At 59.4% G+C, this 26,068-nt stretch carries 23 protein-coding genes; 12 read left to right on the top strand and 11 right to left on the bottom strand.

Going from position 1 to position 26,068, the window contains the following annotated elements:
- Nucleotides 1–48: 48 nt before the first annotated feature.
- Nucleotides 49–690, bottom strand: coding sequence for a nicotinate-nucleotide adenylyltransferase (gene nadD / locus FVV99_RS09290; protein WP_148253806.1), 642 nt, complete (start codon nucleotides 688–690; stop codon nucleotides 49–51).
- Between the two features lie 31 nt (nucleotides 691–721).
- Nucleotides 722–2,029: a glutamate-5-semialdehyde dehydrogenase gene (locus tag FVV99_RS09285; RefSeq protein ID WP_148253805.1), complete on the bottom strand. Its 1,308-nt coding sequence runs from the start codon at nucleotides 2,027–2,029 to the stop codon at nucleotides 722–724.
- Between the two features lie 149 nt (nucleotides 2,030–2,178).
- On the opposite strand from FVV99_RS09285, the gene FVV99_RS09280 reads away from it, so the two are divergent.
- From FVV99_RS09280 to FVV99_RS09270, 3 genes are read left to right on the top strand one after another with little or no spacing between them, the layout of a single operon-like run.
- Entirely contained in the window at nucleotides 2,179–3,051 is an 873-nt protein-coding gene (locus FVV99_RS09280) for a hypothetical protein (protein WP_148253804.1), read from the top strand.
- Nucleotides 3,044–3,988 (top strand): GGDEF domain-containing protein, encoded by a 945-nt coding sequence (locus tag FVV99_RS09275; protein ID WP_148253803.1) that lies wholly within the window; start codon nucleotides 3,044–3,046, stop codon nucleotides 3,986–3,988. Before FVV99_RS09280 ends, FVV99_RS09275 begins: the two co-directional genes overlap by 8 nt.
- Nucleotides 3,985–5,391, top strand: coding sequence for a bifunctional DedA family/phosphatase PAP2 family protein (locus FVV99_RS09270; RefSeq protein ID WP_148253802.1), 1,407 nt, complete (start codon nucleotides 3,985–3,987; stop codon nucleotides 5,389–5,391). The genes FVV99_RS09275 and FVV99_RS09270 overlap by 4 nt, the downstream gene beginning before the upstream one ends.
- Here the strand turns inward: FVV99_RS09270 and FVV99_RS09265 are convergent.
- A complete protein-coding gene (locus FVV99_RS09265) occupies nucleotides 5,368–6,012 on the bottom strand; it encodes a flavin prenyltransferase UbiX (RefSeq protein WP_148253801.1) in 645 nt (214 codons plus the stop codon). The genes FVV99_RS09270 and FVV99_RS09265 overlap by 24 nt on opposite strands.
- Nucleotides 6,005–7,384, bottom strand: coding sequence for a UDP-N-acetylmuramate:L-alanyl-gamma-D-glutamyl-meso-diaminopimelate ligase (gene mpl, locus FVV99_RS09260; protein ID WP_148253800.1), 1,380 nt, complete (start codon nucleotides 7,382–7,384; stop codon nucleotides 6,005–6,007). Before mpl ends, FVV99_RS09265 begins: the two co-directional genes overlap by 8 nt.
- A 238-nt stretch (nucleotides 7,385–7,622) precedes the next feature.
- Here mpl and FVV99_RS09255 point away from each other — a divergent pair, with 238 nt between their 5' ends.
- Nucleotides 7,623–8,882: a 6-phosphofructokinase gene (locus FVV99_RS09255; protein ID WP_148253799.1), complete on the top strand. Its 1,260-nt coding sequence runs from the start codon at nucleotides 7,623–7,625 to the stop codon at nucleotides 8,880–8,882.
- 92 nt (nucleotides 8,883–8,974) lie between these two features.
- On the opposite strand, the gene FVV99_RS09250 is transcribed toward FVV99_RS09255, so the two are convergent.
- The gene (locus FVV99_RS09250; RefSeq protein WP_236645359.1) at nucleotides 8,975–10,711 is read right to left on the bottom strand and encodes a bifunctional protein-serine/threonine kinase/phosphatase; all 1,737 of its coding nucleotides are present in this window, start codon (nucleotides 10,709–10,711) and stop codon (nucleotides 8,975–8,977) included.
- A 290-nt stretch (nucleotides 10,712–11,001) separates the two neighbouring features.
- Here FVV99_RS09250 and ppa point away from each other — a divergent pair, with 290 nt between their 5' ends.
- Nucleotides 11,002–11,532 (top strand): inorganic diphosphatase, encoded by a 531-nt coding sequence (ppa, locus tag FVV99_RS09245; RefSeq protein ID WP_148253798.1) that lies wholly within the window; start codon nucleotides 11,002–11,004, stop codon nucleotides 11,530–11,532.
- Between the two features lie 58 nt (nucleotides 11,533–11,590).
- On the opposite strand, the gene FVV99_RS09240 is transcribed toward ppa, so the two are convergent.
- Nucleotides 11,591–12,733 carry a DUF2333 family protein gene (locus FVV99_RS09240; protein WP_148253797.1) on the bottom strand — a complete coding sequence of 381 codons (1,143 nt, stop codon included), beginning with the start codon at nucleotides 12,731–12,733 and terminating at the stop codon, nucleotides 11,591–11,593.
- Nucleotides 12,734–12,930: 197 nt separating this feature from the next.
- Between FVV99_RS09240 and dsbD the strand changes: the two genes are divergently transcribed.
- The 7 genes from dsbD (at nucleotide 12,931) to purH (ending at nucleotide 21,058) form a co-directional block, all read left to right on the top strand.
- Nucleotides 12,931–14,808: a protein-disulfide reductase DsbD gene (gene dsbD / locus FVV99_RS09235; protein ID WP_407921338.1), complete on the top strand. Its 1,878-nt coding sequence runs from the start codon at nucleotides 12,931–12,933 to the stop codon at nucleotides 14,806–14,808.
- Nucleotides 14,809–15,056: 248 nt separating this feature from the next.
- Nucleotides 15,057–15,530 (top strand): acetyl-CoA carboxylase biotin carboxyl carrier protein, encoded by a 474-nt coding sequence (gene accB, locus FVV99_RS09230; RefSeq protein WP_148253795.1) that lies wholly within the window; start codon nucleotides 15,057–15,059, stop codon nucleotides 15,528–15,530.
- A gap of 74 nt (nucleotides 15,531–15,604) precedes the next feature.
- The gene (gene accC / locus FVV99_RS09225) at nucleotides 15,605–16,945 is read left to right on the top strand and encodes an acetyl-CoA carboxylase biotin carboxylase subunit (protein WP_148254179.1); all 1,341 of its coding nucleotides are present in this window, start codon (nucleotides 15,605–15,607) and stop codon (nucleotides 16,943–16,945) included.
- A 34-nt stretch (nucleotides 16,946–16,979) separates the two neighbouring features.
- On the top strand, nucleotides 16,980–17,900 hold the full coding sequence (gene prmA / locus FVV99_RS09220; RefSeq protein ID WP_148253794.1) for a 50S ribosomal protein L11 methyltransferase: 921 nt from the start codon (nucleotides 16,980–16,982) through the stop codon (nucleotides 17,898–17,900).
- A gap of 105 nt (nucleotides 17,901–18,005) precedes the next feature.
- Nucleotides 18,006–19,073: a tRNA dihydrouridine synthase DusB gene (dusB, locus tag FVV99_RS09215; protein WP_148253793.1), complete on the top strand. Its 1,068-nt coding sequence runs from the start codon at nucleotides 18,006–18,008 to the stop codon at nucleotides 19,071–19,073.
- A complete protein-coding gene (gene fis, locus FVV99_RS09210; RefSeq protein WP_201745064.1) occupies nucleotides 19,070–19,408 on the top strand; it encodes a DNA-binding transcriptional regulator Fis in 339 nt (112 codons plus the stop codon). The genes dusB and fis overlap by 4 nt, the downstream gene beginning before the upstream one ends.
- A gap of 45 nt (nucleotides 19,409–19,453) precedes the next feature.
- Nucleotides 19,454–21,058 (top strand): bifunctional phosphoribosylaminoimidazolecarboxamide formyltransferase/IMP cyclohydrolase, encoded by a 1,605-nt coding sequence (gene purH / locus FVV99_RS09205; protein WP_148253792.1) that lies wholly within the window; start codon nucleotides 19,454–19,456, stop codon nucleotides 21,056–21,058.
- A gap of 416 nt (nucleotides 21,059–21,474) precedes the next feature.
- Here the strand turns inward: purH and FVV99_RS09200 are convergent, their stop codons facing one another.
- The 5 genes from FVV99_RS09200 to FVV99_RS09180 all read right to left on the bottom strand — a co-directional run bounded on the left by FVV99_RS09200 (nucleotide 21,475) and on the right by FVV99_RS09180 (nucleotide 25,983).
- Nucleotides 21,475–22,932: an NAD-dependent succinate-semialdehyde dehydrogenase gene (locus FVV99_RS09200; RefSeq protein ID WP_148253791.1), complete on the bottom strand. Its 1,458-nt coding sequence runs from the start codon at nucleotides 22,930–22,932 to the stop codon at nucleotides 21,475–21,477.
- A 142-nt stretch (nucleotides 22,933–23,074) separates the two neighbouring features.
- Complete coding sequence (gene folX, locus FVV99_RS09195; protein ID WP_148253790.1) at nucleotides 23,075–23,482, bottom strand: dihydroneopterin triphosphate 2'-epimerase; 408 nt, start codon at nucleotides 23,480–23,482, stop codon at nucleotides 23,075–23,077.
- 31 nt (nucleotides 23,483–23,513) lie between these two features.
- Nucleotides 23,514–24,071, bottom strand: a complete 558-nt coding sequence (folE, locus tag FVV99_RS09190; protein ID WP_148253789.1) for a GTP cyclohydrolase I FolE — start codon at nucleotides 24,069–24,071, stop codon at nucleotides 23,514–23,516.
- 152 nt (nucleotides 24,072–24,223) lie between these two features.
- The gene (locus tag FVV99_RS09185) at nucleotides 24,224–25,213 is read right to left on the bottom strand and encodes a serine/threonine protein kinase (RefSeq protein ID WP_148253788.1); all 990 of its coding nucleotides are present in this window, start codon (nucleotides 25,211–25,213) and stop codon (nucleotides 24,224–24,226) included.
- A gap of 71 nt (nucleotides 25,214–25,284) precedes the next feature.
- Nucleotides 25,285–25,983, bottom strand: a complete 699-nt coding sequence (locus tag FVV99_RS09180; RefSeq protein WP_269090058.1) for a ComF family protein — start codon at nucleotides 25,981–25,983, stop codon at nucleotides 25,285–25,287.
- Nucleotides 25,984–26,068: the final 85 nt, after the last annotated feature.

The raw sequence follows: 26,068 nt of genomic DNA, 5'->3' as shown, positions 1-26,068 counted from the left end.
GCTCCTCGTGGTTGTGGGGATTCATCGATCACCATTCTACTCCAGTTTTCACTCTCGGTAGGCACCCGATGTCTCGAGATAAGACGCAACGGCATCGGGTACCAGATAACGGATACAAAGACCGCGGCGACAGCGTGCCCGAATGTCAGTCGCGGAAATTTCCATGGCACTGGGCAAAGCGAGACGCAGAACGCATCCCGCGCGTCGAGACGTCAGCCACTCCGGCGTGTCGACCAGACGGTGCTCGACCAGGCGTGACAGCTCCTTCGGCAGGGGGGCGTAATGACCGGGACGGTCGATGACTACCAGGTTCGCCAATTCGAACAGCCGTTCCGGTTTATGCCACTGCGCCAGCTTGAGGAACGCATCGGCTCCCACGGCCATGATCAGGCAGGCATCGGGACCATACGCCTCGCGCAGAGAGGTCAACGTATCGGCAGAGTAGGAGGGGCCATCGCGGCGCAGTTCACGATCATCGGCCAACAGGCCGGGCGTATCGCCGATGCCAAGCTGCAACATTTCCAGCCGCATGCCGCTCGACACCCCCGGGGCTTCCCGATGCGGCGGAACATGGGCCGGAATCATGTGAACGCGATCGAGCGACAGCGCTTCGCGCAACTCGACGCCACTACGCAAGTGTCCCAAGTGGACGGGATCATACGTACCACCGAACATGGCAATACGAGTCATGGAGACGCTCTCCACATGCCGGGACTCGCCATCACTCACGAACTTGTCCGTCCCCCAGCACGATATATTTGCGAGTCGTCAGCCCTTCGAGACCGACCGGTCCTCGGGCGTGCAACTTGTCGGTGGAAATACCGATTTCCGCACCCAGCCCATATTCACCGCCATCGGCGAATCGAGTCGACGCATTCACCATGACCGAACTGGAATCGACCTCGGCCATGAAGCGACGAGCTCGGGTGTAATTGTCAGTCACGATCGCATCCGTGTGATGCGAACCGTACCGCTCGATATGTGCCAGGGCTTCGTCGATACCCTCGACCACCCGAATCGCCAACACCGGGGCCAGATATTCGGCATACCAATCACTCTCCTCCGCCGGCGTCACAGTCGGCAACCATTCACGCGTACGCTCGCATCCCCGTAGCGCGACGCCATGCTGGGCATATGCAGTCGCCAATCGCGGTAACAACGACTCGGCGACCGATGCCTCCAGCAACAGCGTTTCCATGGTGTTGCACGTCCCATAACGATGCGTCTTGGCATTCACGGCAATCGCCAGTGCTTTATCGAGATCGGCATCGGCATCGACATAAACGTGACAGACACCATCCAGATGCTTGATGACCGGTACTCGGGCTTCGCGGGAAATTCTCTCGATCAACGACTTGCCCCCGCGTGGAATGATGACATCGACATAGGTCGACATGGTTATCAAATGGCCGACGGCGGCACGGTCAGTCGTTGCTACGACCTGCACCGCGGTTTCCGGCACACCGGCCTCCCGCAGGCCGGCGATAATGCATGCAGAGATCGCGGCATTGCTGTCACGAGACTCTGAGCCGCCACGCAGAATACACGCATTACCGGCCTTGAGGCAGAGGCTCGCCGCCTCGATCGTGACATTCGGGCGCGATTCGTAGATGATGCCGACAACGCCAAGCGGCACTCGCATCTGCCCTACCTGAATGCCACTCGGTCGAGAGCGCAATCCGTCGATCTCACCCACGGGATCGGGTAGGGAAGCGACCTGATGCAGGCCGTCGATCATGGCATCGATACGCGCGTCGCCAAGCGCCAGCCGGTCAAGCAACGCCTCATCCAGACCGTCTTGACGCCCCCGTTCGAGATCGGCGTGATTGGCAGCGGCCAAGACGTCACGCGATGACGACAGATTGGCGGCAATGGCACGCAACGCAGCGTTCTTGGTACCACTATCGAGGCTTCGCATTACAGTGCTGGCCAAACGGGCCTGTTGACCCAATTGGTCCATGTAAGCGGCAATGTCGGTGATAGCCTGAGAGGTCTCACCAAGGGAAGAGCGGGAAGCGTGTTGTGACATGCAGGCTAGTGTCTCCTCAATGCGATAAACTCAATATAATTAACGTCGGTGCAGATACATTAGCGACAGCTGGCAGAATGGCGACGTTGACAAAAAAGACATCATTCCAAGATATCGACGAACCTACGCAAGGATCATGATAAGTCACCATGCAGAACGAGTACAAAGCCGGGCTATACCGATTCAGTCTGATCACTAGTGCCTCGCTGTCAGGGCTGTTATCGACGCTTGCCGACAATCCAATGGCCACTGTGATACTCCTGCTGGCCACTGCATGGTTGCTGCTGACCACCCTGCTACTCGATGTAACGCCACGCTGGCCTCTCCCCTTGCCCTGGCACTGCATTCCCAGCTTCCTGTTGGCCACCCTGATATGGCTGGACCCATCGCGTTACGCCGTCTGGTCATGGAGCTGGGCATTGTTGTTGATACTACCCCAGCCACGCTGGACAAGCATCCTGCATGTCATCCTGGCCATCTTTGGCTGGTGGCAGTTCCATGACTTATTGGCGCCTCCAGTGTGGGCGCTTTACGGGCTATTATTGTCGCTGCTGTTGCTCATCGGGCAATCCAATGCACTTCAACTGCGTTCATTATGGCAAAATGCCGCGCAATGCGACCAATTGATAACCGGGCAACGCCTCTGGGCGGCCGACGGGCTAATCGACGACCTGGCACGTGAACACGCGCGCAGTGACCGCGAAGGCACCCATGCCGAACTGCTATTGCTACGCACCGAACGCCGGCAACAGCGCCAGGCTGCAAACGCTCTCTGGAATCACCTGGCAGCTTTCGAACACTGCTACCGGATCGACCATCACACCCTGGCCGCCCTACTGATCGGCAAGGACCTCTCCCATGCCCGCCAGCGCCGCGAGCTGCTTGTCAAGGAGCTACCGGAATCGTCGCGTGTCCGCGTGGTCAACCTGGCTCAGCCACTGTCGCTGACCGACGAGTACCAGGCTCTGGAGAAACAGCAGACCCCCAACTACTGTATCGAGGAAGCGCAGCGACATGGATGACATGACGAAAGGCACGCTGACGCGCCTGACCACACTGAGTTACGCCAGCGGTGCGCTGATCGTCGCCGGCTATGCCCTATGGCAATACCTGATGGGGAATTACACCCGCATCATCCTTCCGAGCAGCCTGGTCGTGGTGCTACTGGTCGCGACCCTGCTCCGCTCGCTGGAAAGACCTTACCACTACCTCTCGACCTGCCTGGCCTTGGCAGCCGCCTATCTGTTGATCGCCACGGAACTACATCATACGGACACCTTGCCGAGCCTCTGGCTAGGGTTCTCCGTCATCCTGGCCTTCCTCGTATTGCCGTTGATCACCGCCTGGCTGACCAACCTCATGCTGGTACCCCTCTGGCTATTTCTCCTGGGTGACCTGGCGATGCCTCCCTTCACGTTGCTGGCCTATCTGACCCTGTTGCTATTCGGCACGCTGGTTCCTTGGGAGCGATGGCGACTACGCACGCGTCTCTACACGACCAACCAGTACGACTCTCATTGTGATGCACTGCATACCAGCCTGATTCATGAGCGACTTACCGGCGAAGTCGAACGGGCACACCTGCTGGAACGGCCATTGAGCGTACTGGTCATTCACCTACCACAGTATGAAATGGCACACGAACAGTTCGGCATCCGGTTGAGTCAGACGCTCGCGCAACAGTTCTGTCATGCCGCACTGCATACGTGTCGTGGCCAGGATAGTCTGGGACGCGTCGACGGGTCGCTCTTCTGGCTCCTCCTCCCCAATACCGGAGAAAGCGGCGCACTAATGGTAAAGAACCGTCTCATGAGCGCCATCGATGCCACCGTACTGCCAGAAACCGGCCCGGTCCGGGCCGATATCATCGTGAGCCAACCGCATACGGGTGAAAGCCCAACGGAGTATCGTCATCGCCTGGAAGCTCAAGGCACGCAATTGATGGGCACCCTGCATTGATCGACGGCCACTGGTTATCCCAGCTCACACCATCGCCCACTCTGCTGATCCTGATCGTTGCCACCATTGCACTACTGGAATCGTTGGCGCTCATCGGGCTGCTGATTCCCGGTATCGCCCTGCTGACAGCGGCAGCCAGCCTTGCCGGGCATCAGCAGATCAGCCTGATGATCCTGTTATCGGCAGCCACCATCGGCGCCATCATCGGCGATGGCCTTAGCTTCGCGTTCGGACACATCCAACGCGATAGCATTCCCGGCCGCTGGCCATTTCGCGCCCATCCCCAGTGGCTTGCACGCGGCGCACGTTTCTTTCAACGTTACGGCGTTCTCTCGGTCTTCATCGGCCGATTCGTCGGTCCCGTTCGCCCGGTCATCCCCATGATCGCAGGTATGCTGCACATGTCTCCCTGGGCGTTTGCCAGTGCCAACATCGGCTCGGCCATTCTCTGGGCGCCAGCCTATCTGCTCCCCGGTTACCTCTTCGGTCGCTCCTGGACTCACTGGATGGACTTACCCGCTGGCAGCCTGCAATGGCTGACACTACTCAGTCTCGTCGCTGCCTTGCTGGCATTCGCGTTTTCCTGGTTACGTCACCAGCTTGCCAGAGAAGGTCATGTCTATCGCGGCATGGTGCGACTGGCTCGACGCCATGGATGGTTACGACGTTGGTGGTTGGGGCCGAGATGGTCGCGTCCACGACGTGAAGTCCCGCTGGCTTCGCTCTGCTTGCTGCTGACATCGATGACCGCTCTGTCGGCATGGACCCTGCTGATTCTTGAGGCCGACACGCCACTTGGCATGGATGAACAGGTACGCATCCTCGCCGACGGCTTACGTACGCCATTGACACTCCACATCAGTGAAGGGCTGGCCTACATCGGGGACCGGTACGGCATCCTGGCGCTCTGCATTCCATGGCTAGTCTGGCTGGGCTGGGCCAGACATTTCTCGACATTATGGCACCTGAGCGGCGCACTCGTGACCACGGCACTGACCAATACCGTATTCAAGGCCCTTGTAGCTCGTGCCCGCCCCGACACCCCGATGCATCTCGCCGACTCCCTCGCCTACCCTAGCGCGCATACCTCGATCTCGGTCGTGGTGTTCGGCCTGGCCGCCGCCTTCGTCGCCCAGGAACTGCCTCATCGCCGGCGTTTCTTGCCCTACTGGCTGGCAATACTGGCCTGCCTATCCATGGGCTTGTCACGCCTGTTGCTCGATGTCCATTGGCTTAGCGATATCGTCGGCGGGGCACTACTGGGACTCGTGATCTGCGCTGTGACACGCATCAGCCATCAGCGCCTCACGCCTCCCTCACTGAGCCAGGCTCCCTGGGTACGACTGGCGTTGTCATCAGCGGGCTTGCTGATCGCACGCTTACTCTGGCTGCCCCACGCCTGAGCCCCAACGGGGCATCAAGCGATGCTCGATACCCAACTGATTCAGAATACGAGCGACGATGAAATCGATCAGATCGTCGATCCGCCCGGGATAGTGATAGAACCCAGGTGCAGCCGGCATGACGGTCGCCCCCATGCGCGTCAACGACAGCATGTGCTCGAGATGGATCGCCGACAACGGCGTCTCACGGGGGACCACGATCAACTGACGGCGCTCCTTGAGAGCCACATCTGCCGCACGCTCGATCAAATTGTTACTGGCGCCGGTCGCCACTGCCGATAGCGTGCCAGTGGAACAGGGGCAGATGACCATCGACGACGGCGCCCCCGACCCCGAAGCCACCGGCGCCATCCAGTCCTCTCGCCCAAAGCAGCGAATCTGACCTTCAACCGCACCGCTGCGCTGGCACAGCGCCACAGCCAATCGCGCCGGTTGAGCCGGTAGCCGCACATCCGTCTCGGTCGCAATCACCATGTGCGCAGCTTTGGAAATCATCACCCAGACTTCATGACCGGCGGCTACCAGACAATCGATCAAACGCAGGCCATAAGGCGCCCCCGACGCCCCGGTCAATGCAACGGTAATCGGTGCTCGGAACTCACGTTCGCCCCGCTCATTCATCCATGCTCTCCAGTGCCGATAGCAATCTGTCGTGAATGCCTCCGAACCCTCCATTGGACATCACCACGATGCGGTCACCCGGTTTGGCCTGCGCCACGACTTCAGTGACCATGCCATCGATGGTGGTGGCCAAATGCGAGGGCACGAGACTCTCGTCGACCAGTGGCGCCAGCGACCACTCCAGTCCTTCAGGCTGATACCAGAACACACGGTCGGCGCTGGATACACTAGCCGCCAGGCGGTCCCGAAGATTGCCCAGCCGCATGGTATTCGAACGCGGTTCGATGACGGCCAACAAGCGACCTTCCAGGGTCGCCGCCCGCAGTCCCTCGAGCGTTGCGGCAATGGCGGTGGGGTGATGGGCAAAATCATCGATTACCTGAATTCCCCGCACTTCACCACGCACTTCCTGGCGACGATGCGGACTGGCAAAATGCGCCAGCGATTGGCAACCTGCCGTCAGGGCAACGCCACACTCACTGGCCGCCGCCAGGGCCGCCAAGGCATTGCGTGCATTATACGTCCCCGTCAATGACCAATCGACGACGGCCTCATCGCTGGCGCCCTCCTCCTCGCGGATGACCCGAAAGCGGCGGGCATCGTCTTGCCGGCATTCCACTCGCCACGGGCTGGACTCAGCCGTTCCGAAACGGACCACCGGCGTCCAGGCACCCTGCGCCAGGACGCGCTCCAGTGCCGGCTCATGATCGGCCACCAGCAACTTGCCATCACCAGGTACCGTACGAACCAAATGGTGGAACTGCCGCTCGATCGCAGTCAGATCATCGAAGATATCGGCATGATCAAACTCAAGGTTGCCGAGAATGGCAATATCCGGCCGGTAATGAACGAACTTGGAGCGCTTATCGAAAAAGGCCGTATCATACTCATCGGCCTCGACCACGAAGGGGGCGTCGGCGTGTCCCAGGCGAGCAGACACCCCGAAATTGCGCGGCACGCCACCGATCAGAAAGCCTGGCGACTGTCCGGCATGTTCCAGCAGCCAAGCCAGCAAGCTAGCGGTCGTCGTCTTGCCATGCGTGCCCGCCACGGCAATGACACGCCGACCGGGCAACACTGCCTCGGCCAGCCATTGCGGACCGGACACATAAGGCAGACGGGCTTCGAGCACGGCTTCGACTTCCGGATTACCGCGCGACAACGCATTACCGATAATCACTCTGTCCGGGCGAGGCAACAGGTTGGCGCCATCATACCCTTCCATCAACGTGATACCGGCATCGGTCAATTGCGTGCTCATGGGCGGATAGACATTGGCATCGGACCCACTCACCCGATGCCCCAACTCGCGGGCGAGCAAAGCCAGGCTCCCCATGAACGTACCGCAGATACCTACAATGTGGAGATGCATTCCAGCGTTGGACTCCTTGATGCCGTGACCATCAGCCATAATGGCAGGGAGACTAGCATGCGACCCTCATGCACTCCACACGGAACAGTCGCCGAGACAGCGAATTCGAGTGGGAGAGCCACGTATGTCAGCAACGCCAGCGTTTCGACGAACGAACGACTTTCGACTAAGATAACGCTCTCGTTCATCGAGTTCAGGTTTACTCGCTCACGATACAGCGCAGGAGCAAAGCAGCCCCATGGCTCAGCACAACGCCTTCTATGCCCAATCCGGTGGGGTTACCGCCGTCATCAATGCCAGTGCCTGCGGCGTCATCGAGGCTTGCCGGCGTCACGACGATCGCATTGGCAAGGTCTATGCCGGACGCAACGGGATCATTGGCGCCTTGACCGAAGACCTGATAGATGTCTCGCAAGAGTCCGACGACACGATCGCCGCGCTGCGCCATACACCAGGCGGCGCCTTCGGCTCCTGCCGTTACAAGCTCAAGGACATCGAAACGCACCGCGCCCAGTACGAACGTCTGATCGACGTCTTCAAGGCTCACGACATCCGTTATTTCTTCTATAACGGCGGTGGCGACAGCGCCGATACATGCCTGAAGGTCTCGCAACTGTCGGAACACCTGGGGTACCCACTGACCGCCATCCATGTCCCCAAGACGATCGATAACGATCTACCGATCACCGACAATTCCCCCGGTTTCGGTAGCGTCGCCAAGTACATTGCAACATCCACGCTGGAAGCGTCACAGGACATTGCCTCGATGTGCGCCACATCGACCAAGGTCTTCGTGCTGGAAGTCATGGGACGCCATGCCGGTTGGATCGCCGCTGCCGGCGCGCTGGCCGGTCAGGGGGAAGGCGACCCTCCGCACATGGTCATTTTTCCCGAGATCGATTTTTCCCGTGAAGCCGTGATGACGCGCGTTCAAGACGCGGTGAAACGTTACGGCTATTGCGTGATCGTCGTCTCCGAGGGCGCTCGTTATCCGGATGGCACGTTCCTAGCCGACTCCGGCAATACCGATGTATTCGGCCATCGCCAACTCGGTGGCGTGGCACCGACGCTGGCCGGCATGATCAAACAGGATCTGGGTTATAAATACCACTGGGCCGTTGCCGATTACTTGCAACGCGCCGCCAGGCATCTGGCCTCGAAAACCGATGTCGAACAATCCTATGCCGTGGGCGCTCATGCCGTCGAACTGGCGCTGGCCGGCAAGAATGCCATGATGCCGACCATTGAACGCGTATCCGATACCCCCTATGAATGGCGCATCGATGCCGCCCCGCTGGCAGAGGTCGCCAACCGGGAGAAATTCATGCCGCGTGATTTCATTCGCGAAGACGGATTCGGTATCACGGCAACGTGTCGACGTTACCTGGAACCATTGATTCAGGGCGAAGATTACCCGCCATACGACAACGGGTTACCACGAGTCGCCAAGCCGAAACTGGCCCGTGTGGCGCGCAAGCTACCCACCTTCGAGCTATAGGCACGCCATCTGCGATAGGCGTCCGAACACGGCCGGTTTCGCCCCCTGGCACACAGGAAACGGGCGAAACCGGCCATTCCTCCCACGCGACATCATCGCAGCAACCATGATAGTACCAGGAGCAACAACAGGATACCGGCAATGCCTTGCCAGAAGTTGGCCGGCTCGCGGAAGACTCGCGGACTCGTGGAACGGGCAGTGTCACTTCGAGGTTCCCGCAACATGACCAGAAACTCGGAAAGCCGCCGGTAGCGCAGTGCTCGCTGCGGATCCAGGGCGCGCCGCAAGGCATCATCCAGCCCCGCCCCCACCTCGGGATTGAGCGTCCGGGCGCTACGATAGTTCAGCAGCTCCAGATCGGTATGCCCTCGCAATTGGTGTGGCGGTAATTCGTAGGGCAACTGTCCCGTCAATAGCCAGTAGACGGTGGATGCCAAGGCGTACTGATCGCTACGCCGACCGACATCATCATCCAATGCATATTCGGGGGCACTATGCTCGGTCAGTCCGAGTTGCCTGGCCAACTCTCGTGACCGCTTGTGCCCATCGCCTTCACGCAGCCGGCACGCACTGAAGTCGGCTAGAACGACCTGTCCATGTCGATCGATCAATACGTTATCGGGATGAATCTGTTGGTGCAGCAGGTCGCGGCGATGCAAGGCCTGAACGGCCTTGCCCAGTTGTCGAGCGATATCCAGGCGTTGCGACAGACTGGCTTGAGGATGGCGTCGCGCCCAGTCACTCAGCCGTTCGCCGTCGATGTAGGCCATCAGGTAATACAGGTAACGCCGTGGGCGCGACGACTCCATCACCTTGGCCACGAAAGGCGAGTTGACCCGCTCCACCACCCACTGCTGCAACAGGAAATGTTCCAGGTAAGCGTTGCGGGTCGATAATTCGGGACTAGGCGCCTTCATGACCATCTCACGGCCACTGTACACATCCTGAACGCGGTACACCCGGGACTGCGCCGTGCGGGATAATACTTCCTGGATTTCCAACCCATCGAGGCGCTCCCCCTTGGCCAGCTCAGGGGGAACCGGCAAGTCACCATAGATCTTGCCGGGCTCGTCACTCTCTTCTTCAGGTAACTGATCGATACGCAGCAGTTGGAAACAGAAGGTTTCTCCCCCATAACCGCGTTCCTGAGCACGCTCGCTCGCCGCTTCGCAGAGCCGCTCACAAGCAGCATCCAGATTGCTGGAATCCTGCCGGATCAGATGTACGTAATCCGACGGCATCAAGGTGCCGCCCACGGCACGGGTGGTAAAAAGGAAGATATCGCCCTGCTTCAACGGCGTGTGTACATAGTCGATATCGATACTGGCATCCATGCCCAGCGCCCGAGAAGGATAGCGGTAACCGCCCAGATCAGTGACATGATCGCGGGATAATTGCTCGAATTCCGCCCCGCGTAAGCGGAACACCAATGTATCCCCCATGTGGAACAGATGCGCTTCACTCCCGCGAAACACCATCGCCGACAACGACGCGATATAACTGCCTCCCGATACATGACCGCTCTGGCTGAAACACCAGCCGTTCAAGGCGTGCAGCACACGAGTCGCCGATGTCTTTACATCCCAGTGGTCCGGAGTCGAGTAATAATCCGTCAGGAAGCCTCGGACACTGAGGTCACCGGCTTGCTTGGCAATGGCATTGCGCGACGTGGAATCGCTGATGACTGCACTGGCGCCCTTGATCCGCAACAACTTGTCTTCGGGTATGCGCACCGACATCGAACTTCGATGATAACGACGATCCGGTGCAACGAATGCCTGTCCGACACTAAGCGACAACTCCGACTCCATCTGGACGGACTCCTTCATGACGGCCGATCCCCTCGATCGAACACGTGATGCCCCCTTTCGTTACCATGAATGCCGACTATCATACACGTCATCCCCCACCCGGGTGTCCAGATGTGTCGCAACCGATCCGTCACCCGCTTTCGTCGCATTGGTAATCGGCCGTCGCAATTCGTATAATTCGGCCGTTTTCCAGGCCTTACTGTCTCTGGCCGACGATCATTCATTTCCGATGTCAGCCGGCTAATCAAGCCGCTGTCACCTGGTCTGTCGAGGAACAGGCCGCTAACAGCCATTGCAAGGATTCAACGATGAGCTTCAACAAGATTCCCGCCGGCAAGGACCTTCCGAACGACGTTTTTGTCGCCATCGAGATCCCCGCCAACCATGCACCGATCAAGTACGAGATCGACAAGGATCTCGACGCCTTGCTGGTCGACCGCTTCATGGCTACCCCCATGTTCTACCCGGCCAACTACGGCTTTATCCCGAACACCCTGGCCGATGACGGCGATCCGCTCGATGCACTCGTGGTCACGCCGTATCCTGTACAGCCAGGCAGCGTGATTCGCGCTCGCCCCGTCGGCATCCTGAACATGACCGACGAGGCCGGCGAGGACGCCAAACTGGTCTGCGTTCCCCATCAGAAATTGACGGAATTGTATGACCATGTGCAGGAAGTGACCGATCTGCCCGAACTGCTGCGCCAGCAAATTGCTCACTTCTTCGAGAACTACAAGGATCTCGAGAAAGGCAAATGGGTCAAGGTGGAATCCTGGGAAGGCGTCGACGCGGCCCGCAAGGCGATCGAGAAGGCCGTAGACGCCTACACCAAGGCCTGACGTTCCCCGTTCACGTCATCTATCGGGCGCCTTGACGGGGCCCGATATCGGGTTCCTGTCAATTGCCTGACGACACCGCCGGCTCCTCTGCGTCGCTTGCGTCGGCATCCGTCGTTGACGTGTCAGTGCCACTGCCGGCTGTCTCCGTCGACGACGAATCGGCGGCACCGCTCTCACTCACGTCGACATCCGCCAACCGCTGCGACAGTTCGGCGATCAACTCTCTCGCCCGCTGCGTATGATTGGCCATCATCAACGAGTGGTTGGCAAAGATCCCGAACCCCGAGCCATTCAGAACCACGGGGCTCCACAAGCGGCGCTGAGTTCGCTCCAGCTCGGTCATCAGTCCTGCAGTCAACTCATCGACGCCGGCTTGCTCGAAAAGCTCTGCCTGATCTTGTTCCATCGCACGTAGCAAATGCATCAGCGCCCAAGCGCTACCACGGGCTTCATAGAAATAGTCGTCGACCTTGTACCAGGGTGTCTGCGATGACATTTCCTCGTTATCGACGTCCAGCCCATGGATGACTCCCGACTCGCCGACGCTGGCAGACAGTCGAGTCGTCAAGGAGGCCAGGCGCTCTTCGACACGATCCAGCCAGGCAGAGACCGCTTCGCCGTCATGACGAAATCCCGCTGCGTCACCACTGCCCAGCGCCATCAGATACTCACCCAGCAAATCGGTACCCTGTTGCAGACGCCGCTCGGTCGACGGGTAAAGCCAATCGCGACTATTGGCCTGGAAACGTTCCGTTGCCTCCTCCACGACGCCCGGTGAGCCGGCTGCCAGCGTCGACAGCGACGATGACATGTCCCGTACCTGCCGTAGCACTCCATACTCCCAGTTAGGCTGATTATCCAGCCATAACCCTGGCGGCATGAAGTCATTGCGCAAATAGCCGCCGGGCTTGTCCAGCAGGGTATCGACCAACGTCATCAAGGTCGCGGTGGTGACAGCCCCGGCTTGCTCATCAGCGGCCGCCGTATCGGCAGCAGCATCACCCCGCTGTATGTCTACCACCCGGTCGACCTCGAATGCCGGTGGTTCACGGCTCCACCAAATACCCAATGCCAGTGTTACCAACAGGTAAAGCACCAGCAATGCCAGCAACGGTTTCCATATCCACCCATACTCGGGACGCTCGAGTACGTCGGACGTTCTTCTTGATGCGGCAGTCTTGCGTTTACCGAGTGCGGCCATGATCACGCCATCCTTGCACCTGAGACTGAGGAAGTACCGGCTCGACTCTCGCCGATACGATGCATGAGAGTTATCCTAGCATGCGAACCTGCGGACGCCTTCCACGTATCGGAACTCGCGTCGTCCCCAAGGGTCGCAGAAATGCGTCCGAGACATCCATCGCCGCAACGAATATAGGCAGTGTGAGGAGCTTCGCGTTGATTCACCGATTGATTCTACTGGCAGGCATCGTGCTGCTGTCATTCTCCAGTGCGGTTTCAGCCCAATGGTTCTCATCGGACGACAACGAGGACTTTCTTCCCGTCAATGACGCCTTCCAGGCCAGCGCCTGGCACGATGACGACACGCTGTATGTCGGTTTCGAGAATGCCCAAGGCTATTACCTGTACCGCCACCGTTTCCAGATCGAAAGCCGCGACGACACCGCACTGGGCGACCCCGTACTCCCCCCCGGCGAGGCCAAGACCGACGAATTCCTGGGCGACGTCAATGTCTTCTATGATCGTGTCGTGATCGAGGTACCGCTGAAAAGCGAGGCGGCCACTCCGTTACCGCTCCGCGTCACGTTTCAAGGCTGTGCCGACGCCGGTCTCTGTTACCCGCCCGAAACCATCGAGCTCGATGCGGGCGCCAGTTCACCGCCCAACCAGTTCGCCGACTGGACAGCGAGCGGTGACAATGACGCCTCGCCCCTCGGCTCACCCGACGGCGAGGCCACTGTCGAAGGAAGTCGCAGTCTGCTGAGTGCGGATGAACGTTTTCACCGCATACTCGACGAAACGAACCCCATCTGGATGCTGGGTCTCTTTTTCCTGGCGGGACTCGGGTTGACATTCACGCCCTGCGTGCTGCCGATGGTTCCCATCCTGTCATCGATCATCGTCGGCCAGAACCCGACCCGACCACGGGCTTGCCTGCTCTCACTCAGCTATGTAGCCGGCATGGCCGCCACGTACGCCCTGGCAGGCGTGCTGATGGGCCTGTTCGGTGCCGGACTCAATGTGCAGGCACGCCTACAATCGCCACCGGTACTCATCACCTTCGCGCTACTGTTCACGCTGTTTGCACTCGCCATGTTCGGCGTCTTCAACCTGCGTCTTGCACCCAAGCTGGCCTCTCGGGTCGAACAGTGGCAACAACGCGCACAACGCAGCGGTTATCTCGGTCTGGCCGCCGCCGGCGCCCTATCGGTGCTCGTCGTATCGCCTTGCGTCTCGGCACCACTGGCCGGTGCCCTGGTCTTCATCTCGACGACAGGTAACGCACTGATGGGCGGCATGGCGTTACTGGCGTTGGCCCTTGGCATGGGTGTGCCCTTGGTCATCGTAGGTACATTCGGTACCACCCTGATGCCCCGCAGCGGTGCCTGGATGAATGGCGTCAAAGCCGCCTTCGGTGTGCTCCTGCTGGGTATCGCCGTGTGGCTCGCGTCACGTTTGATTCCTGACTCGTTGTCGCTATTGCTGTGGGGAACGCTCGCGACAGGCAGTGCCCTGGCGCTAGGCGCATTGCGCTTCGACACGCCTCAAGGGTGGCCACGCTTGCGCCAAACGGCCGGTATCCTGTTACTGATCTGGGGTGTCGCCCTCGTGCTCGGCGCCGCACGAGGTGGCAACGACCCATTACGGCCTCTTGCCCCGTCAAGTGGCGAAGCCAGCCAGACAGCAACCACCGGCGGTGACCGTCGGTCGACAAGCGATATCACGACCGTGACACGCCTCGACGAGTTGGAAAACGCTCTGGCATCCGCTCAGAACAACGGTCGCCCGGCGTTCGTCGATGTCACGGCCGATTGGTGCATCTCCTGCCAGCGCATGGAGCGTAACGTCTATACCGACCGCCGTGTCGCAGACGCCTTATCCTCCTTTCGACGCATTCAGGTCGATGTAACAGAAAGTAACGATGACACTCGCCGGATCCTGGAACGTTTCACGCTATTCGGCCCGCCCAGCCTGCTGTTCTTCGCTCAAGGCGAGGAGATACGCAATGCCCGCATCCAGGGTGAAGTCGACAGCGATGAATTTGCCGCACACCTGCGCCAACTTCTTGGTTGGCTGGACGAGCAACGCAGTTGATGCCTCGACCACGGCAAGGAGTGACGTCCATCGTTCTGGACACGCCCGGCTTTTTTCGGCAAACTCCGCCGCTAATGCCTTAAAGGGCCACTTGAGACGGTAACGTGCAAGATCGTGCCGTGATCTCGACGAAGTTTGAGCAGGTTGACAGCGCCTTCCAGGCTAACTGTCAACTGCACGCCAGTTGCCGCGATCGATCTCCGATCCCGAGGACATGCACCAACACACTACCGATTGAGATAAACAGCATGGATATCCGCAAGGTCAAGAAGCTGATCGAGCTGTTGGAAGAGTCCAATATCAGCGAAATCGAAATCCAGGAAGGTGAAGAGTCGGTAAGAATCAGCCGCCATCCCAACGGGGTTCCACAACCCGCTGCTCCTGCACCTGCAGCCGTTGCGCAACCTGCGGTACCGGCCGCGCCGCAACCTCAGGACGTGGCTAGTGCGCCTAGCGCAGCCCAGGAAGAAGGGACGGATCAGCCCGAAGGACACCCCATTCCGTCTCCCATGGTCGGCACCTTCTACCGGTCGCCCGCTCCAGGGTCCAAATCGTTCGTTGAAGTCGGTCAAAGCGTCAAGAAAGGCGAAACGGTCTGCATCGTGGAAGCGATGAAGATGATGAACCAGATTGAGGCCGACCGTGACGGCACCGTCACGGCGATCCTGATCGAAGACGGCGAGCCGGTCGAGTTCGATCAGCCGTTGGTCATCCTGGGATAACCTCCGTGACAGTTCGCCATGTCATTATCCGGCATGACCTTCCGAATCCTCATGACAACCTGGGCGTATAAATGATGTTGGACAAGGTACTCATCGCCAATCGCGGCGAGATCGCCCTGCGCATACTGCGTGCGTGCAAGGAACTGGGCATCAGGACGGTAGCGGTGCACTCCAAGGCCGACCGAGAACTCATGCATGTGCGTCTGGCCGACGAGGCCGTGTGCATCGGCCCCGCTTCATCGGCACAATCCTACCTGAACATACCCGCGCTGATCAGTGCCGCCGAAGTCACGGACACCAGCGCCATCCATCCGGGATACGGATTTCTCTCCGAGAACGCCAACTTCGCTGAACAAGTCGAGCGCTCAGGATTCACGTTCGTCGGCCCGCGGGCAGAAACCATCCGCTTGATGGGCGACAAAGTGAGTGCCATCGAGTCCATGAAAGCGGCCGGCGTTCCGACCGTCCCCGGCTCTAACGGTCCGCTACCGGATGATGAAGCCAAGGTGATCGCCATGGCTCGTCACATCGGTTACCCGGTCATCATCAAGGCGGCTGCCGGCGGTGGAGGTCGCGGCATGCGGGTGGTACACAGCGAGGCCCATCTATTGTCCGCCGTCAGCGTCACCCAGAATGAAGCCAATTCCGCCTTCGGTGACGGCACGGTCTACATGGAAAAGTTCCTCGAACAACCGCGCCACGTCGAAGTTCAGGTCCTCGCCGACGGGCAGGGAAACGCTATTCACCTGTACGACCGTGACTGTTCGCTGCAGCGCCGTCATCAGAAGGTGCTCGAGGAAGCCCCCGCCCCACAGATCGACGAAAGGGCCCGTCAACAGGTGCTCAAAGCGTGTACCGATGCGTGCCTGGAAATCGGCTATCGCGGCGCCGGTACGTTCGAGTTCCTGTACGAAAACGGCGAGTTCTTCTTCATCGAGATGAACACCCGGGTCCAGGTCGAGCATCCCGTCACCGAAATGATCACCGGCGTGGATATCGTCAAGGAACAGTTGCGTATCGCCTCGGGCGAGCCACTGTCCATCAAGCAGGACGATGTCAAGATCAATGGCCATGCCTTCGAATGCCGTATCAATGCCGAAGACCCGCGGACGTTCATGCCATCGCCAGGCAGGGTCACGCTTTACCATCCGCCCGGAGGGTTAGGCGTGCGCATGGATTCCCATATGTATACCGGCTATTCGGTGCCGCCCTACTATGACTCCTTGATCGGTAAGCTCATTACCTGGGGCGAAACCCGTGAATACGCTTTGACGCGTATGCGCAACGCCCTGGACGAGTTGCTGGTGGAAGGTATCAAGACCAATATCGATTTGCAGAAGGACCTGGTCCGCGACGCCAACTTCCAGCAGGGCGGGGTCAATATCCACTATCTGGAAAAGAAGCTCGAGTCGTGAGATCGAGGCTCGTGAGCACGCAAGAGGTGACGGCATGACCTGGCTTCAACTGAAAGCGAAAGTTGCGCCGGAACAAGCGGAACGGCTCGAGGAACTATTGATCGCCGAAGGCGCCAGTGCAATCAGTCTGCAGGACGCATACGACGATCCCGTGCTCGAGCCGGAGCTCGGCACGACGCCGCTGTGGAATGAAACCGTGCTGACCGGTCTTTACGATGACCTGGACGACGTCGAGGCCATGATAGGACGGGTCGGTCAGGCCTGGGCCGCCGACGTCCCCGACGATCCCTGCCCGGACATCAGCTTCGAACTCGTCGCGGATCGCGACTGGGAACGCGAGTGGATGGACGGTTATGAACCACTGCAGATGGGAAAGCGGCTCTGGATCGTGCCCAGCTGGCATGACAGCCCCGACCCGCACGGCGTCAACCTGATTCTCGATCCCGGACTGGCATTCGGCACGGGCACCCACCCTACCACGGCACTGTGTCTGGAATGGCTCGACGAGCAAGCGCTCGCAGGCAGGCTTGACGATCAGGCCATCCTGGATATCGGCTGCGGTTCAGGCATCCTTGCCATCGCCGCACTGAAGCTGGGTGCCACCCACGCCGTCGGCACCGATATCGACCCACAGGCACTCACGGCCAGTCGCGATAACGCCGAACGCAACGAGATCGACGCAAGCCGCCTGTCACTGTACGAACCGGATACCTTCCAGGGCGACGACTATCCGATCGTGCTCGCCAATATCCTGGCCGGCCCGCTCATCGAGATGGCAGCCACGCTCGCCGGATATGTGGCCCCCGGAGGCACGATCGTGTTATCCGGCATTCTTGCCCATCAGGCCGACGATGTGGCGGATGCCTATCGCGATCAGGGGTTGATGATCGACCCTCCCTGCGAGCGCGACGGCTGGGTACGACTGGTCGGCTACCGCTACGACGGCTCGCGCTGAGCCTTGTCCGGACATGTTCCGACAGGGAGTGGACCATTTTCGACTTTTCGCGAGGGGTGCCGATCAGTATGATAGGTGCCCCCGCAGAATGACGCCTGGTGCCGCATGCTCCATGATACCCAGCCAGCAATGCCTGCCATCGGTCGGCACTGCCTGCCTAACCGAGTCATCCTGGCCCCGATGGCCGGCGTCACCGACCGCCCGTTCCGCCAGCTCTGTCGAGAACTGGGGGCCGGATTGGTCGTATCGGAAATGGTGACCTCGGATCCCAGCTTGTGGCACACCCGCAAGTCCCGGCTACGGCTCGACCATAGTGGCGAGCCAGGGCCCCGTTCCGTACAGATTGCGGGAGGCGATGCCGACATGCTCGCCGAGGCGGCTCGGCTCAATGTCGAGCATGGTGCCGAAATCATCGACATCAACATGGGCTGCCCTGCCAAGAAGGTCTGTAATAAAGCAGCCGGTTCGGCCTTGCTACGCGATGAACGACTCGTCGCGGCGATTCTCGAACGCGTCGTTGCCGCCGTCGACATTCCGGTAACGCTCAAGATTCGCACCGGTTGGTGCGCCGATAGCCGCAATGGCGAACGCATCGCCAGGCTGGCGGAAAATAGTGGCATTCGGGCCTTGGCAGTCCACGGCAGAACACGCGAACAGCGTTATCAGGAAAAGGCCGAATACGACACTATCGCCGCCATCAAGTCACAGGTGAATATCCCGGTCTTTGCCAATGGCGATATCGATTCTCCTGTCAAAGCTCGCGACGTCCTCGACTATACTGGTGCGGACGCCGTGATGATCGGCCGTGGCGCTCAAGGTAACCCGTGGATCTTCAGCGAGATCGATCACTACCTTCGCCACGGCCGACTGGCGGATCCGCCATCTCCGATTGAGCGCCGACGAGTCATGCGGGACCATCTCGCTGCCTTGCATGACTTCTATGGCGACACCATGGGGATACGCATTGCCCGGAAGCATCTGGGCTGGTATCTGGACAACCATTGCCCGGGTACGCATCGGTCACTCGAGGCAGCAGAGGCCAAGGCGCTTCGCAAGGTTTTCAACTCCCTCGAGAGCACCACGCAGCAATACCGATTCGTGGATGAACTGTTTCACCATGACGACGTCCATTCCGGACTGCGCATGGGACTGGATGGAATCAGCGCAGCATGACGAGCAGGCAAGCAACAACCCCCGAACAGAGCGTCAATGGCAGCCAGGACCCCTTGGATATCGGCAGTGCCGTCGACGCGCCCACGGTATCGGCCGACGACATGCATGAGCGCCCCCTGCGGGAAGCCGTGGATATCGCCATGCGTCGTTATTTCGATCACCTCGATGGCGAAACGGTCACCGACCTCTATACCATGGTGCTAGCCGAAGTGGAGTCCCCGCTCCTAGCCAGAGTGATGGAGTATGCCGACGGCAATCAAACCCGAGCCGCCGAAATACTCGGACTCAACCGCGGCACGCTGCGCAAGAAGCTCAAGTATTATGACTTGATCTGACGCTCGAGCTGTCCACCCTCTTTCAGGAGCCAATACGGTAAGTTCATGGCCAACCAATCGTCTTTCAGCGACACATCGACTCGACCTCAGCCGATCCGCCGAGCCTTGATCAGCGTCTCGGACAAGACCGGTATCGTGGATTTCGCACGGCACTTGATGGAACGCGGCATCGAGTTGCTCTCCACCGGCGGCACCTACAGACTCCTCTCGGACAACGACATCGCCGTGACCGAAGTCTCCGAACACACCGGGTTTCCCGAAATCATGGATGGGCGCGTCAAGACGTTGCATCCACGGATACATGGCGGGATTCTCGGTCGCCGGGGGCAGGATGATGCCGTCATGGAAGCGCATGACATCGCCCCCATCGACATGGTGGTGGTCAATCTCTATCCATTTGCGCAGACCGTCGCCAAGCCCGATTGCACCCTGGCCGACGCCATCGAGAACATCGATATTGGCGGCCCCACCATGCTCAGGGCCTGTGCCAAGAATCACGCGTATACCACCGTCGTCGTCGACAACGATGACTATGCCCGTTTGATCGAGGAAATCGATATCCACGCTGGCGTTATCAATGATGCCACCCGCTTCGACCTGGCGGTCAAGGCCTTCGAACATACGGCCGGCTACGATGCGGCCATCGCCAACTATCTCGGTCGACAGGTCGATGAAAGCGATGAGACGTTTCCAAGGACCTACAACCGCCAATTTCGCAAGCGTCAATCGATGCGCTATGGCGAGAACCCGCACCAGCGCGCCGCTTTCTATGTCGATGACAACACCCGGGAAGCCTGCGTAGCGACCGCCATCACACTGCAAGGCAAGGCGCTGTCATTCAACAACGTCGCCGACACCGACGCCGCGCTGGAATGCGTCAAATCGTTCGATGACACCGCCTGTGTCATCGTCAAGCATGCCAACCCCTGCGGTGTCGCCGTTGGAGAAACTCAGCGGGATGCCTACGACAAAGCCTTCGCCACCGATCCCACCAGTGCCTTTGGCGGCATCATCGCTTTCAACGAGCCAATCGAGACAGCAACCGCACGCGCCATCATCGACCGTCAATTCGTCGAGGTCATCATCGCGCCCGGCGTAAGTGATGATGTCGCTGCCATCGTTGCCGAGAAAAAGAACGTGCGCCTGCTGGATGTCGGGCATGCATGGGCGAATGAACGGCTCCCGAGTCACGACCTCAAGTGCGTCACCGGCGGCTTGCTGGTTCAGGATCGGGATCTCGGCATGGTCGAACGCGACGACCTGCAAGTCGTCAGTGAGCGAGCGCCAAGCCAACAGGAATTACGCGACCTTGCCTTCGCATGGCGTGTCGCCAAATACGTGAAGTCCAACGCCATCGTCTATGCCAAGGAAGGACAGACCATCGGTGTCGGTGCAGGGCAAATGAGCCGTGTGTACTCTGCCAAGATCGCTGGCATCAAAGCAGCCGACGAAATCCTGGCGGTCTCAGGGTCCGTCATGGCGGCACACCCCTTCTTTCCATTTCGTGACGGCATCGACCCCGCCGCCGCTGCCGGTATCACCGCCGTCATCCAGCCCGGCGGCTCCATGCGCGACCAGGAAGTGATCGATGCCGCCAATGAAGCCGGCATCGCCATGGTATTCACCGGCATGCGCCATTTCAGACACTGAGTGCCAGCTAGACAGGGCTAACCGCCCTGTATCGCGGTTGAAACCGCGCCTACAAAACCAAAAATCTCAGGGGATCCATCGTGTAGGAGCGACTTCAGTCGCGATGGCGCCGTCAGGTGCCGGCGGTACCACCTGGGCAGGGCTGACCGCCCTGTATCGCGGTTGAAACCGCTTCTACAAAACCCAAAAACCTCAGGGGATCCATCGTGTAGGAGCGACATCAGTCGCGATTGGTGCCGGCGGTGCCTCCTGGGCAGGGCTGACCGCCCTGTATCGCGGTTGAAACCGCTCCTAAAACCCCATCCCCTCGGCATTCCATCGGCACAGGTTGTCGTAGGAGCGACTTCAGTCGCGATTGGCGCCGTCAGGCGCCGACGGTACCACCTGGGCAGGGCTAACCGCCCGGCAGCGCCTTATCATCCAAGATCAATGCACAGATACTTGGTTTCGACGAACTCCTCGAGTCCTTGATGTCCGCCTTCGCGCCCGAGACCAGAGGCTTTGACCCCACCGAATGGCGTTGCCGGATTGGAAATCAAGCCAGTGTTGACGCCCACCATGCCGTATTCCAAGGCTTCGGAGACGCGCCAGACCCGTCCCAGATCACGCGAGTAGAAATACGCGGCCAAGCCATATTGCGTGTTATTGGCCACGGCCACGGCGTCTTCTTCGTCCTCGAAGGGAAAGACTGCGGCCAGTGGCCCGAAGGTTTCTTCCTGAGCCACCTTCATGTCACCGTTGGCATCAGTGACCAACGTGGGCGTGAAGAAATTGCCCCCGAGCGGATGTGGATTGCCGCCGAGCAGCACCTTGGCGCCATGTTCGACCGCGTCCTGCACATGCTCGGACACCTTGTTGACAGCGTTCTCGTCGATCAAGGGGCCAATGTTGATCCCTGGCTGGGTTCCATCACCGACATGCAACTCACTATTCATGGCGGCAGCCAATTTTTCGCAGAAGGCATTGACCACACTGGACTGCACCAGGAAACGGTTGGTGCAGACACAGGTTTGACCACCATTCCTGAATTTCGCCGCCATCGCCCCCGCAACCGCGGCATCCAGGTCCGCATCCTCGAAGACCAGGAATGGCGCATTGCCACCCAGTTCCAGCGACAATTTCTGGATATGCTGAGACGCCTTGGCCATGAGATCACGCCCGACTTCGGTCGACCCGGTAAAGGTGATCTTGCGTACCAAGGGCGAGTCGGTCAGTGCCCCGGCAATTTCACTTGCCTTGCCAGGCACCACGTTGAAGACACCACGTGGCACGCCGGCCCATTCGGCCAAAAGCGCTAATGCCGTCGCTGAAAACGGTGTCTGACTCGCAGGCTTGATGACGATCGGGCAACCGGCCGCCAGCGCAGCGCCGGCTTTCCGGGTAATCATCGCAGCCGGAAAATTCCACGGCGTAATGGCACCGACGACGCCGACAGGCTGCTTGAGAACCATCACGCGCTGGTTGGAACTGGCCGCCGGGATGGTCTCACCATAGACACGCCGAGCCTGCTCGGCGAACCAGCGCAAGAAGCTGGCTGCATAGGCGATCTCTCCCGCCGCTTCCTTGAGTGGCTTGCCCTGCTCGAGTGTCATGATGCGAGCCAGTTCATCCTTGTGCTCATGCATCAAGTCATGCCACTTCAGCAGAATGTCGGCGCGCTCAAGCGCCGTCCGCCCCTTCCAGTTGGCGAATGAAGCTTCGGCCGCCGTAATCGCCCGTTCCGTTTCACCACGCCCCAAACGAGGCACCCGACCGATGACCTCGCTATCGGCAGGGTTCACCACATCAATCTGTTCACCACTGTCGGCCGCTACCCAACTCCCATCGATATAGGCAAAGGGGCGGAACAGCGGACTGTCTTGCAGGGATTCCATGGTTTTCTCCTTGCGGGATCCAGCGGCAGTGACGCCGCCGTTCAACGCGATAATTCGTAACTTGCAGAGGCGCTGACACTGTCGCGGTCTCCGACGCCTGACGGCTTCCTCTGGCGGCTACAACAAGATGACAACGGCGCACTCAAGGATGACCATCATCACGCGAATCCGACAACGTAATGGACACCGAGTCGGCAAACCGCAACGCATGGGGCTTGTCGATTTCCACTTGAGCGGTCAGCACCTGCTCATAGGACATGATGACATCAAGGACTTCACGCGTCATGCGTTCCAACAGCAGAAAGCTGTTGTCTTCGACATGCGAAATCACGTGCTTGGTAATGGTCCGGTAATTCAGCGCCTGATCGATATGATTGAACTGAACCGCACTATCGGCCCGATAACGAATGATGGCATTGATGACGACATCCTGACGATTCTGTATTTCGTCTTCCTTGATACCGACATAGGTACGCAGTCGCAGATTCTTGATGCAAATCGTCGCCAGGTCGTGGTCCAAGTGCTGGTCGGTCAGGGCATGGATGGGCATGGAAATGACACCCTCTTGATCGTGAGTACAGTCAACGGCCATTGACCAGCGTCAGGAACTCCTGCCGGGTCGGCTGGTTTTCGCGGAATGTCCCCAGCATGACCGAACTGGTCATGCTGGAATTCTGCTTTTCGACACCTCGCATCATCATACACATATGCTTGGCTTCAATGACCACGGCCACGCCGCGCGCCTCCGTGACGTTCTGAATCGCTTCGGCAATCTGGCGAGTCAGATCTTCCTGAATCTGGAGGCGTCGTGCGTACATGTCCACAATCCTGGCAAACTTCGACAGCCCCAGCACTCGACCATTCGGCAGATACGCAATATGGCACTTGCCAATGAAGGGCAGCATATGGTGTTCGCACATCGAGTAGAGCTCGATATCCTTGACCAATACCATCTCGTCGGTTTCCGACTCGAAAACCGCGCCATTGACCAGCGATTCCAGCGACTGTCCATAGCCACGAGTCAAGAATTGCAGCGCTTCGGCGGCACGCCTCGGCGTGTCTCGCAGCCCTTCACGCTCGGGGTTCTCTCCCAGTCCCTGGATAATGTGATAGAAGTGATTGGCGAGTTGTTCGCTCATGTCTTGGTCCACTAGTGATATCGACTCGATAGGCATAATGTACAAAAGCTACACAAAAATAACATAACTGTACAATTATCACTGCCTGATTGAGACGATTCTAGCGCAACTGGGCCTATCACGCAGTCTACCGACCCGATAAATCGGATCGATCACGCTAGCCAGCGAGGCGGTGACTGCAACGCAAGACGTTGTTGCTCCAGGTTGCGAAGCTGTTGGTCCCAGAAGCTCTCTTCGATGACCCAGGGAAAGGCCCTGGGAAACGCCGGATCTTCCCAACGAGCCACCAGCCAGGCGCTATGGCGTAACAGTCGTAGTGTCCGCAGAGGCTCGATCAATTCGAGTTCACTGCGATCGAACTCACGCCACTGTTCATAGCCTTCGAGAATCTCCGAGAGTTGCATGCGCAAATCGTCTTCGTGCTGAGCCGTCAATAGCATCCACAGATCCTGAACCGCAGGCGCCATGACGGCATCATCGAAATCCACCAGCGTGAACGTCTCATCCCGGCCCAACATGTTGCCCAGATGACAGTCGCCATGCACACGGATCGACGCTGCCGGTGACCAGGTATAAGGAGTCAGAGCCTGGCACAACGATTCGGTCAAGCGCTCATAAACCCGGCGCTGTCGCTGGGTGAGCCATGGACAGTGCAGAACGCGTTCACGACTTTCAGCCACCATGGCATCAAGATCCAGCATTCGTCGTGACACGAAACGGCCCTGCTCGGATACGGAATGCAAACGCCCGATCAATTCGCCAAGGGCAAACAGATGCGCCGGATTTTCCAACTCCGGCGCCTGACCGGCCACATGCGGAAACAGTGCCACCCGGTACCCTTCGTAGTGATGCAGACTGCGGCCTTGCTCATTGCGCCAGGGAGCGCAGGCCGGCACGTCGGCCTGATCCAGCTCCCACAGAAACGCATGCTCTTCCTGGATCTGCTCATCGCTCCAGCGGCCAGGGCGATAACATTTGACCACCCAGCGTCGACCGGACTCATCACGCAAGGAGAAAACCCGGTTTTCATAGCTATTCAGCGCAAACGGTTCATCGGCGACCCAAAAGCCTAACGACTCTACAGCCGCCACCACCCGAGCCGGGTCGAGTTGAGCGAAGGGATGGGCGGATGCAGCGACCATGATGGATCTCCAAAGCGACGATATATCGGCATCCTAACAGACATCGATACGGCGAATCAGACAGAACACGTTCAATGCATCGGTGTCCTGGCCACTGCCCAGGCCTCGACATGATCGGCGCCTGCCTCCAGGCATGCCTGCCCAAGCGCGTCGAGCGTCGCCCCGGTGGTCATCACGTCATCCAGGATGGCCACACTGGCCGGCAACGACGTGTCGATGACGAAGGCGGATTTGAGGTTGGCCCGACGCTGTTCCCGAGACAGCCCGCGCTGGGTGGGCGTCGAGCGTAAACGGCGCGCTTTGATGTAACGCATGCCGAGGCGCTGAGCCAGGCGAGATCCCAGCCAATCGGCCTGATCGAAGCCACGCTCCCTGGCTCGCTGTTCATGCAGGGGGACGGCTACCAGTGCCTCGGGCAAGACGTCCCCGCCCGTTGTCAACGCCCCCTGCAACAACGAAAGCAATATCGCCCCGGCGCGTGGCGAAGCAGAGAACTTGAACCGTTGCACTTGCGCCGCTACGGGGTCGCTATAGCATAACGGCACCCTGGCACGAACGAAGGACGGAGGCTCACGTAGACAGGCGCCGCACGACTTGATCGGTTCGCCCGCAGGGCCACTGAAAGGTTCGGCACATCGCGAACAGGCAGTGCGGTTCCACGGCAGCTCGTCCAGACACTGACGGCACCAGGGGGCACCCTCCATCGCGGCGCCCAGGCAAAACGCACAGCGCCCGGGCAAGGCGTATCTGAGACACCTGTCAACCAACATCACAAACCTGGTTGACAGATAACGCTCAGTCCCTATCATTCCCTTGATCGATCGTCGTTTCCCGATTTTTCCATTCATCGTCCCT

This window comes from Aidingimonas lacisalsi (assembly GCF_008079445.1).
Lineage (GTDB): Bacteria > Pseudomonadota > Gammaproteobacteria > Pseudomonadales > Halomonadaceae > Aidingimonas > Aidingimonas lacisalsi.
The sequence above is the reverse complement of the archived record's forward strand: the minus strand, read 5'-3'. Positions and strand labels throughout refer to the sequence as shown.

Excerpts from the sequence above, each read along its gene's own strand:
- nadD (WP_148253806.1), bottom strand. The coding sequence starts at position 690 with ATGACTCGTATTGCCATGTTCGGTGGTACGTATGATCCCGTCCACTTG.
- FVV99_RS09285 (WP_148253805.1), bottom strand. The coding sequence starts at position 2,029 with ATGTCACAACACGCTTCCCGCTCTTCCCTTGGTGAGACCTCTCAGGCT.
- FVV99_RS09280 (WP_148253804.1), top strand. The coding sequence starts at position 2,179 with ATGCAGAACGAGTACAAAGCCGGGCTATACCGATTCAGTCTGATCACT.
- FVV99_RS09275 (WP_148253803.1), top strand. The coding sequence starts at position 3,044 with ATGGATGACATGACGAAAGGCACGCTGACGCGCCTGACCACACTGAGT.
- FVV99_RS09265 (WP_148253801.1), bottom strand. The coding sequence starts at position 6,012 with ATGAATGAGCGGGGCGAACGTGAGTTCCGAGCACCGATTACCGTTGCA.
- mpl (WP_148253800.1), bottom strand. The coding sequence starts at position 7,384 with ATGCATCTCCACATTGTAGGTATCTGCGGTACGTTCATGGGGAGCCTG.
- FVV99_RS09255 (WP_148253799.1), top strand. The coding sequence starts at position 7,623 with ATGGCTCAGCACAACGCCTTCTATGCCCAATCCGGTGGGGTTACCGCC.
- FVV99_RS09250 (WP_236645359.1), bottom strand. The coding sequence starts at position 10,711 with ATGAAGGAGTCCGTCCAGATGGAGTCGGAGTTGTCGCTTAGTGTCGGA.
- ppa (WP_148253798.1), top strand. The coding sequence starts at position 11,002 with ATGAGCTTCAACAAGATTCCCGCCGGCAAGGACCTTCCGAACGACGTT.
- FVV99_RS09240 (WP_148253797.1), bottom strand. The coding sequence starts at position 12,733 with ATGGCCGCACTCGGTAAACGCAAGACTGCCGCATCAAGAAGAACGTCC.
- accB (WP_148253795.1), top strand. The coding sequence starts at position 15,057 with ATGGATATCCGCAAGGTCAAGAAGCTGATCGAGCTGTTGGAAGAGTCC.
- accC (WP_148254179.1), top strand. The coding sequence starts at position 15,605 with ATGTTGGACAAGGTACTCATCGCCAATCGCGGCGAGATCGCCCTGCGC.
- prmA (WP_148253794.1), top strand. The coding sequence starts at position 16,980 with ATGACCTGGCTTCAACTGAAAGCGAAAGTTGCGCCGGAACAAGCGGAA.
- dusB (WP_148253793.1), top strand. The coding sequence starts at position 18,006 with ATGCTCCATGATACCCAGCCAGCAATGCCTGCCATCGGTCGGCACTGC.
- fis (WP_201745064.1), top strand. The coding sequence starts at position 19,070 with ATGACGAGCAGGCAAGCAACAACCCCCGAACAGAGCGTCAATGGCAGC.
- purH (WP_148253792.1), top strand. The coding sequence starts at position 19,454 with ATGGCCAACCAATCGTCTTTCAGCGACACATCGACTCGACCTCAGCCG.
- FVV99_RS09200 (WP_148253791.1), bottom strand. The coding sequence starts at position 22,932 with ATGGAATCCCTGCAAGACAGTCCGCTGTTCCGCCCCTTTGCCTATATC.
- folX (WP_148253790.1), bottom strand. The coding sequence starts at position 23,482 with ATGCCCATCCATGCCCTGACCGACCAGCACTTGGACCACGACCTGGCG.
- folE (WP_148253789.1), bottom strand. The coding sequence starts at position 24,071 with ATGAGCGAACAACTCGCCAATCACTTCTATCACATTATCCAGGGACTG.
- FVV99_RS09185 (WP_148253788.1), bottom strand. The coding sequence starts at position 25,213 with ATGGTCGCTGCATCCGCCCATCCCTTCGCTCAACTCGACCCGGCTCGG.
- FVV99_RS09180 (WP_269090058.1), bottom strand. The coding sequence starts at position 25,983 with ATGTTGGTTGACAGGTGTCTCAGATACGCCTTGCCCGGGCGCTGTGCG.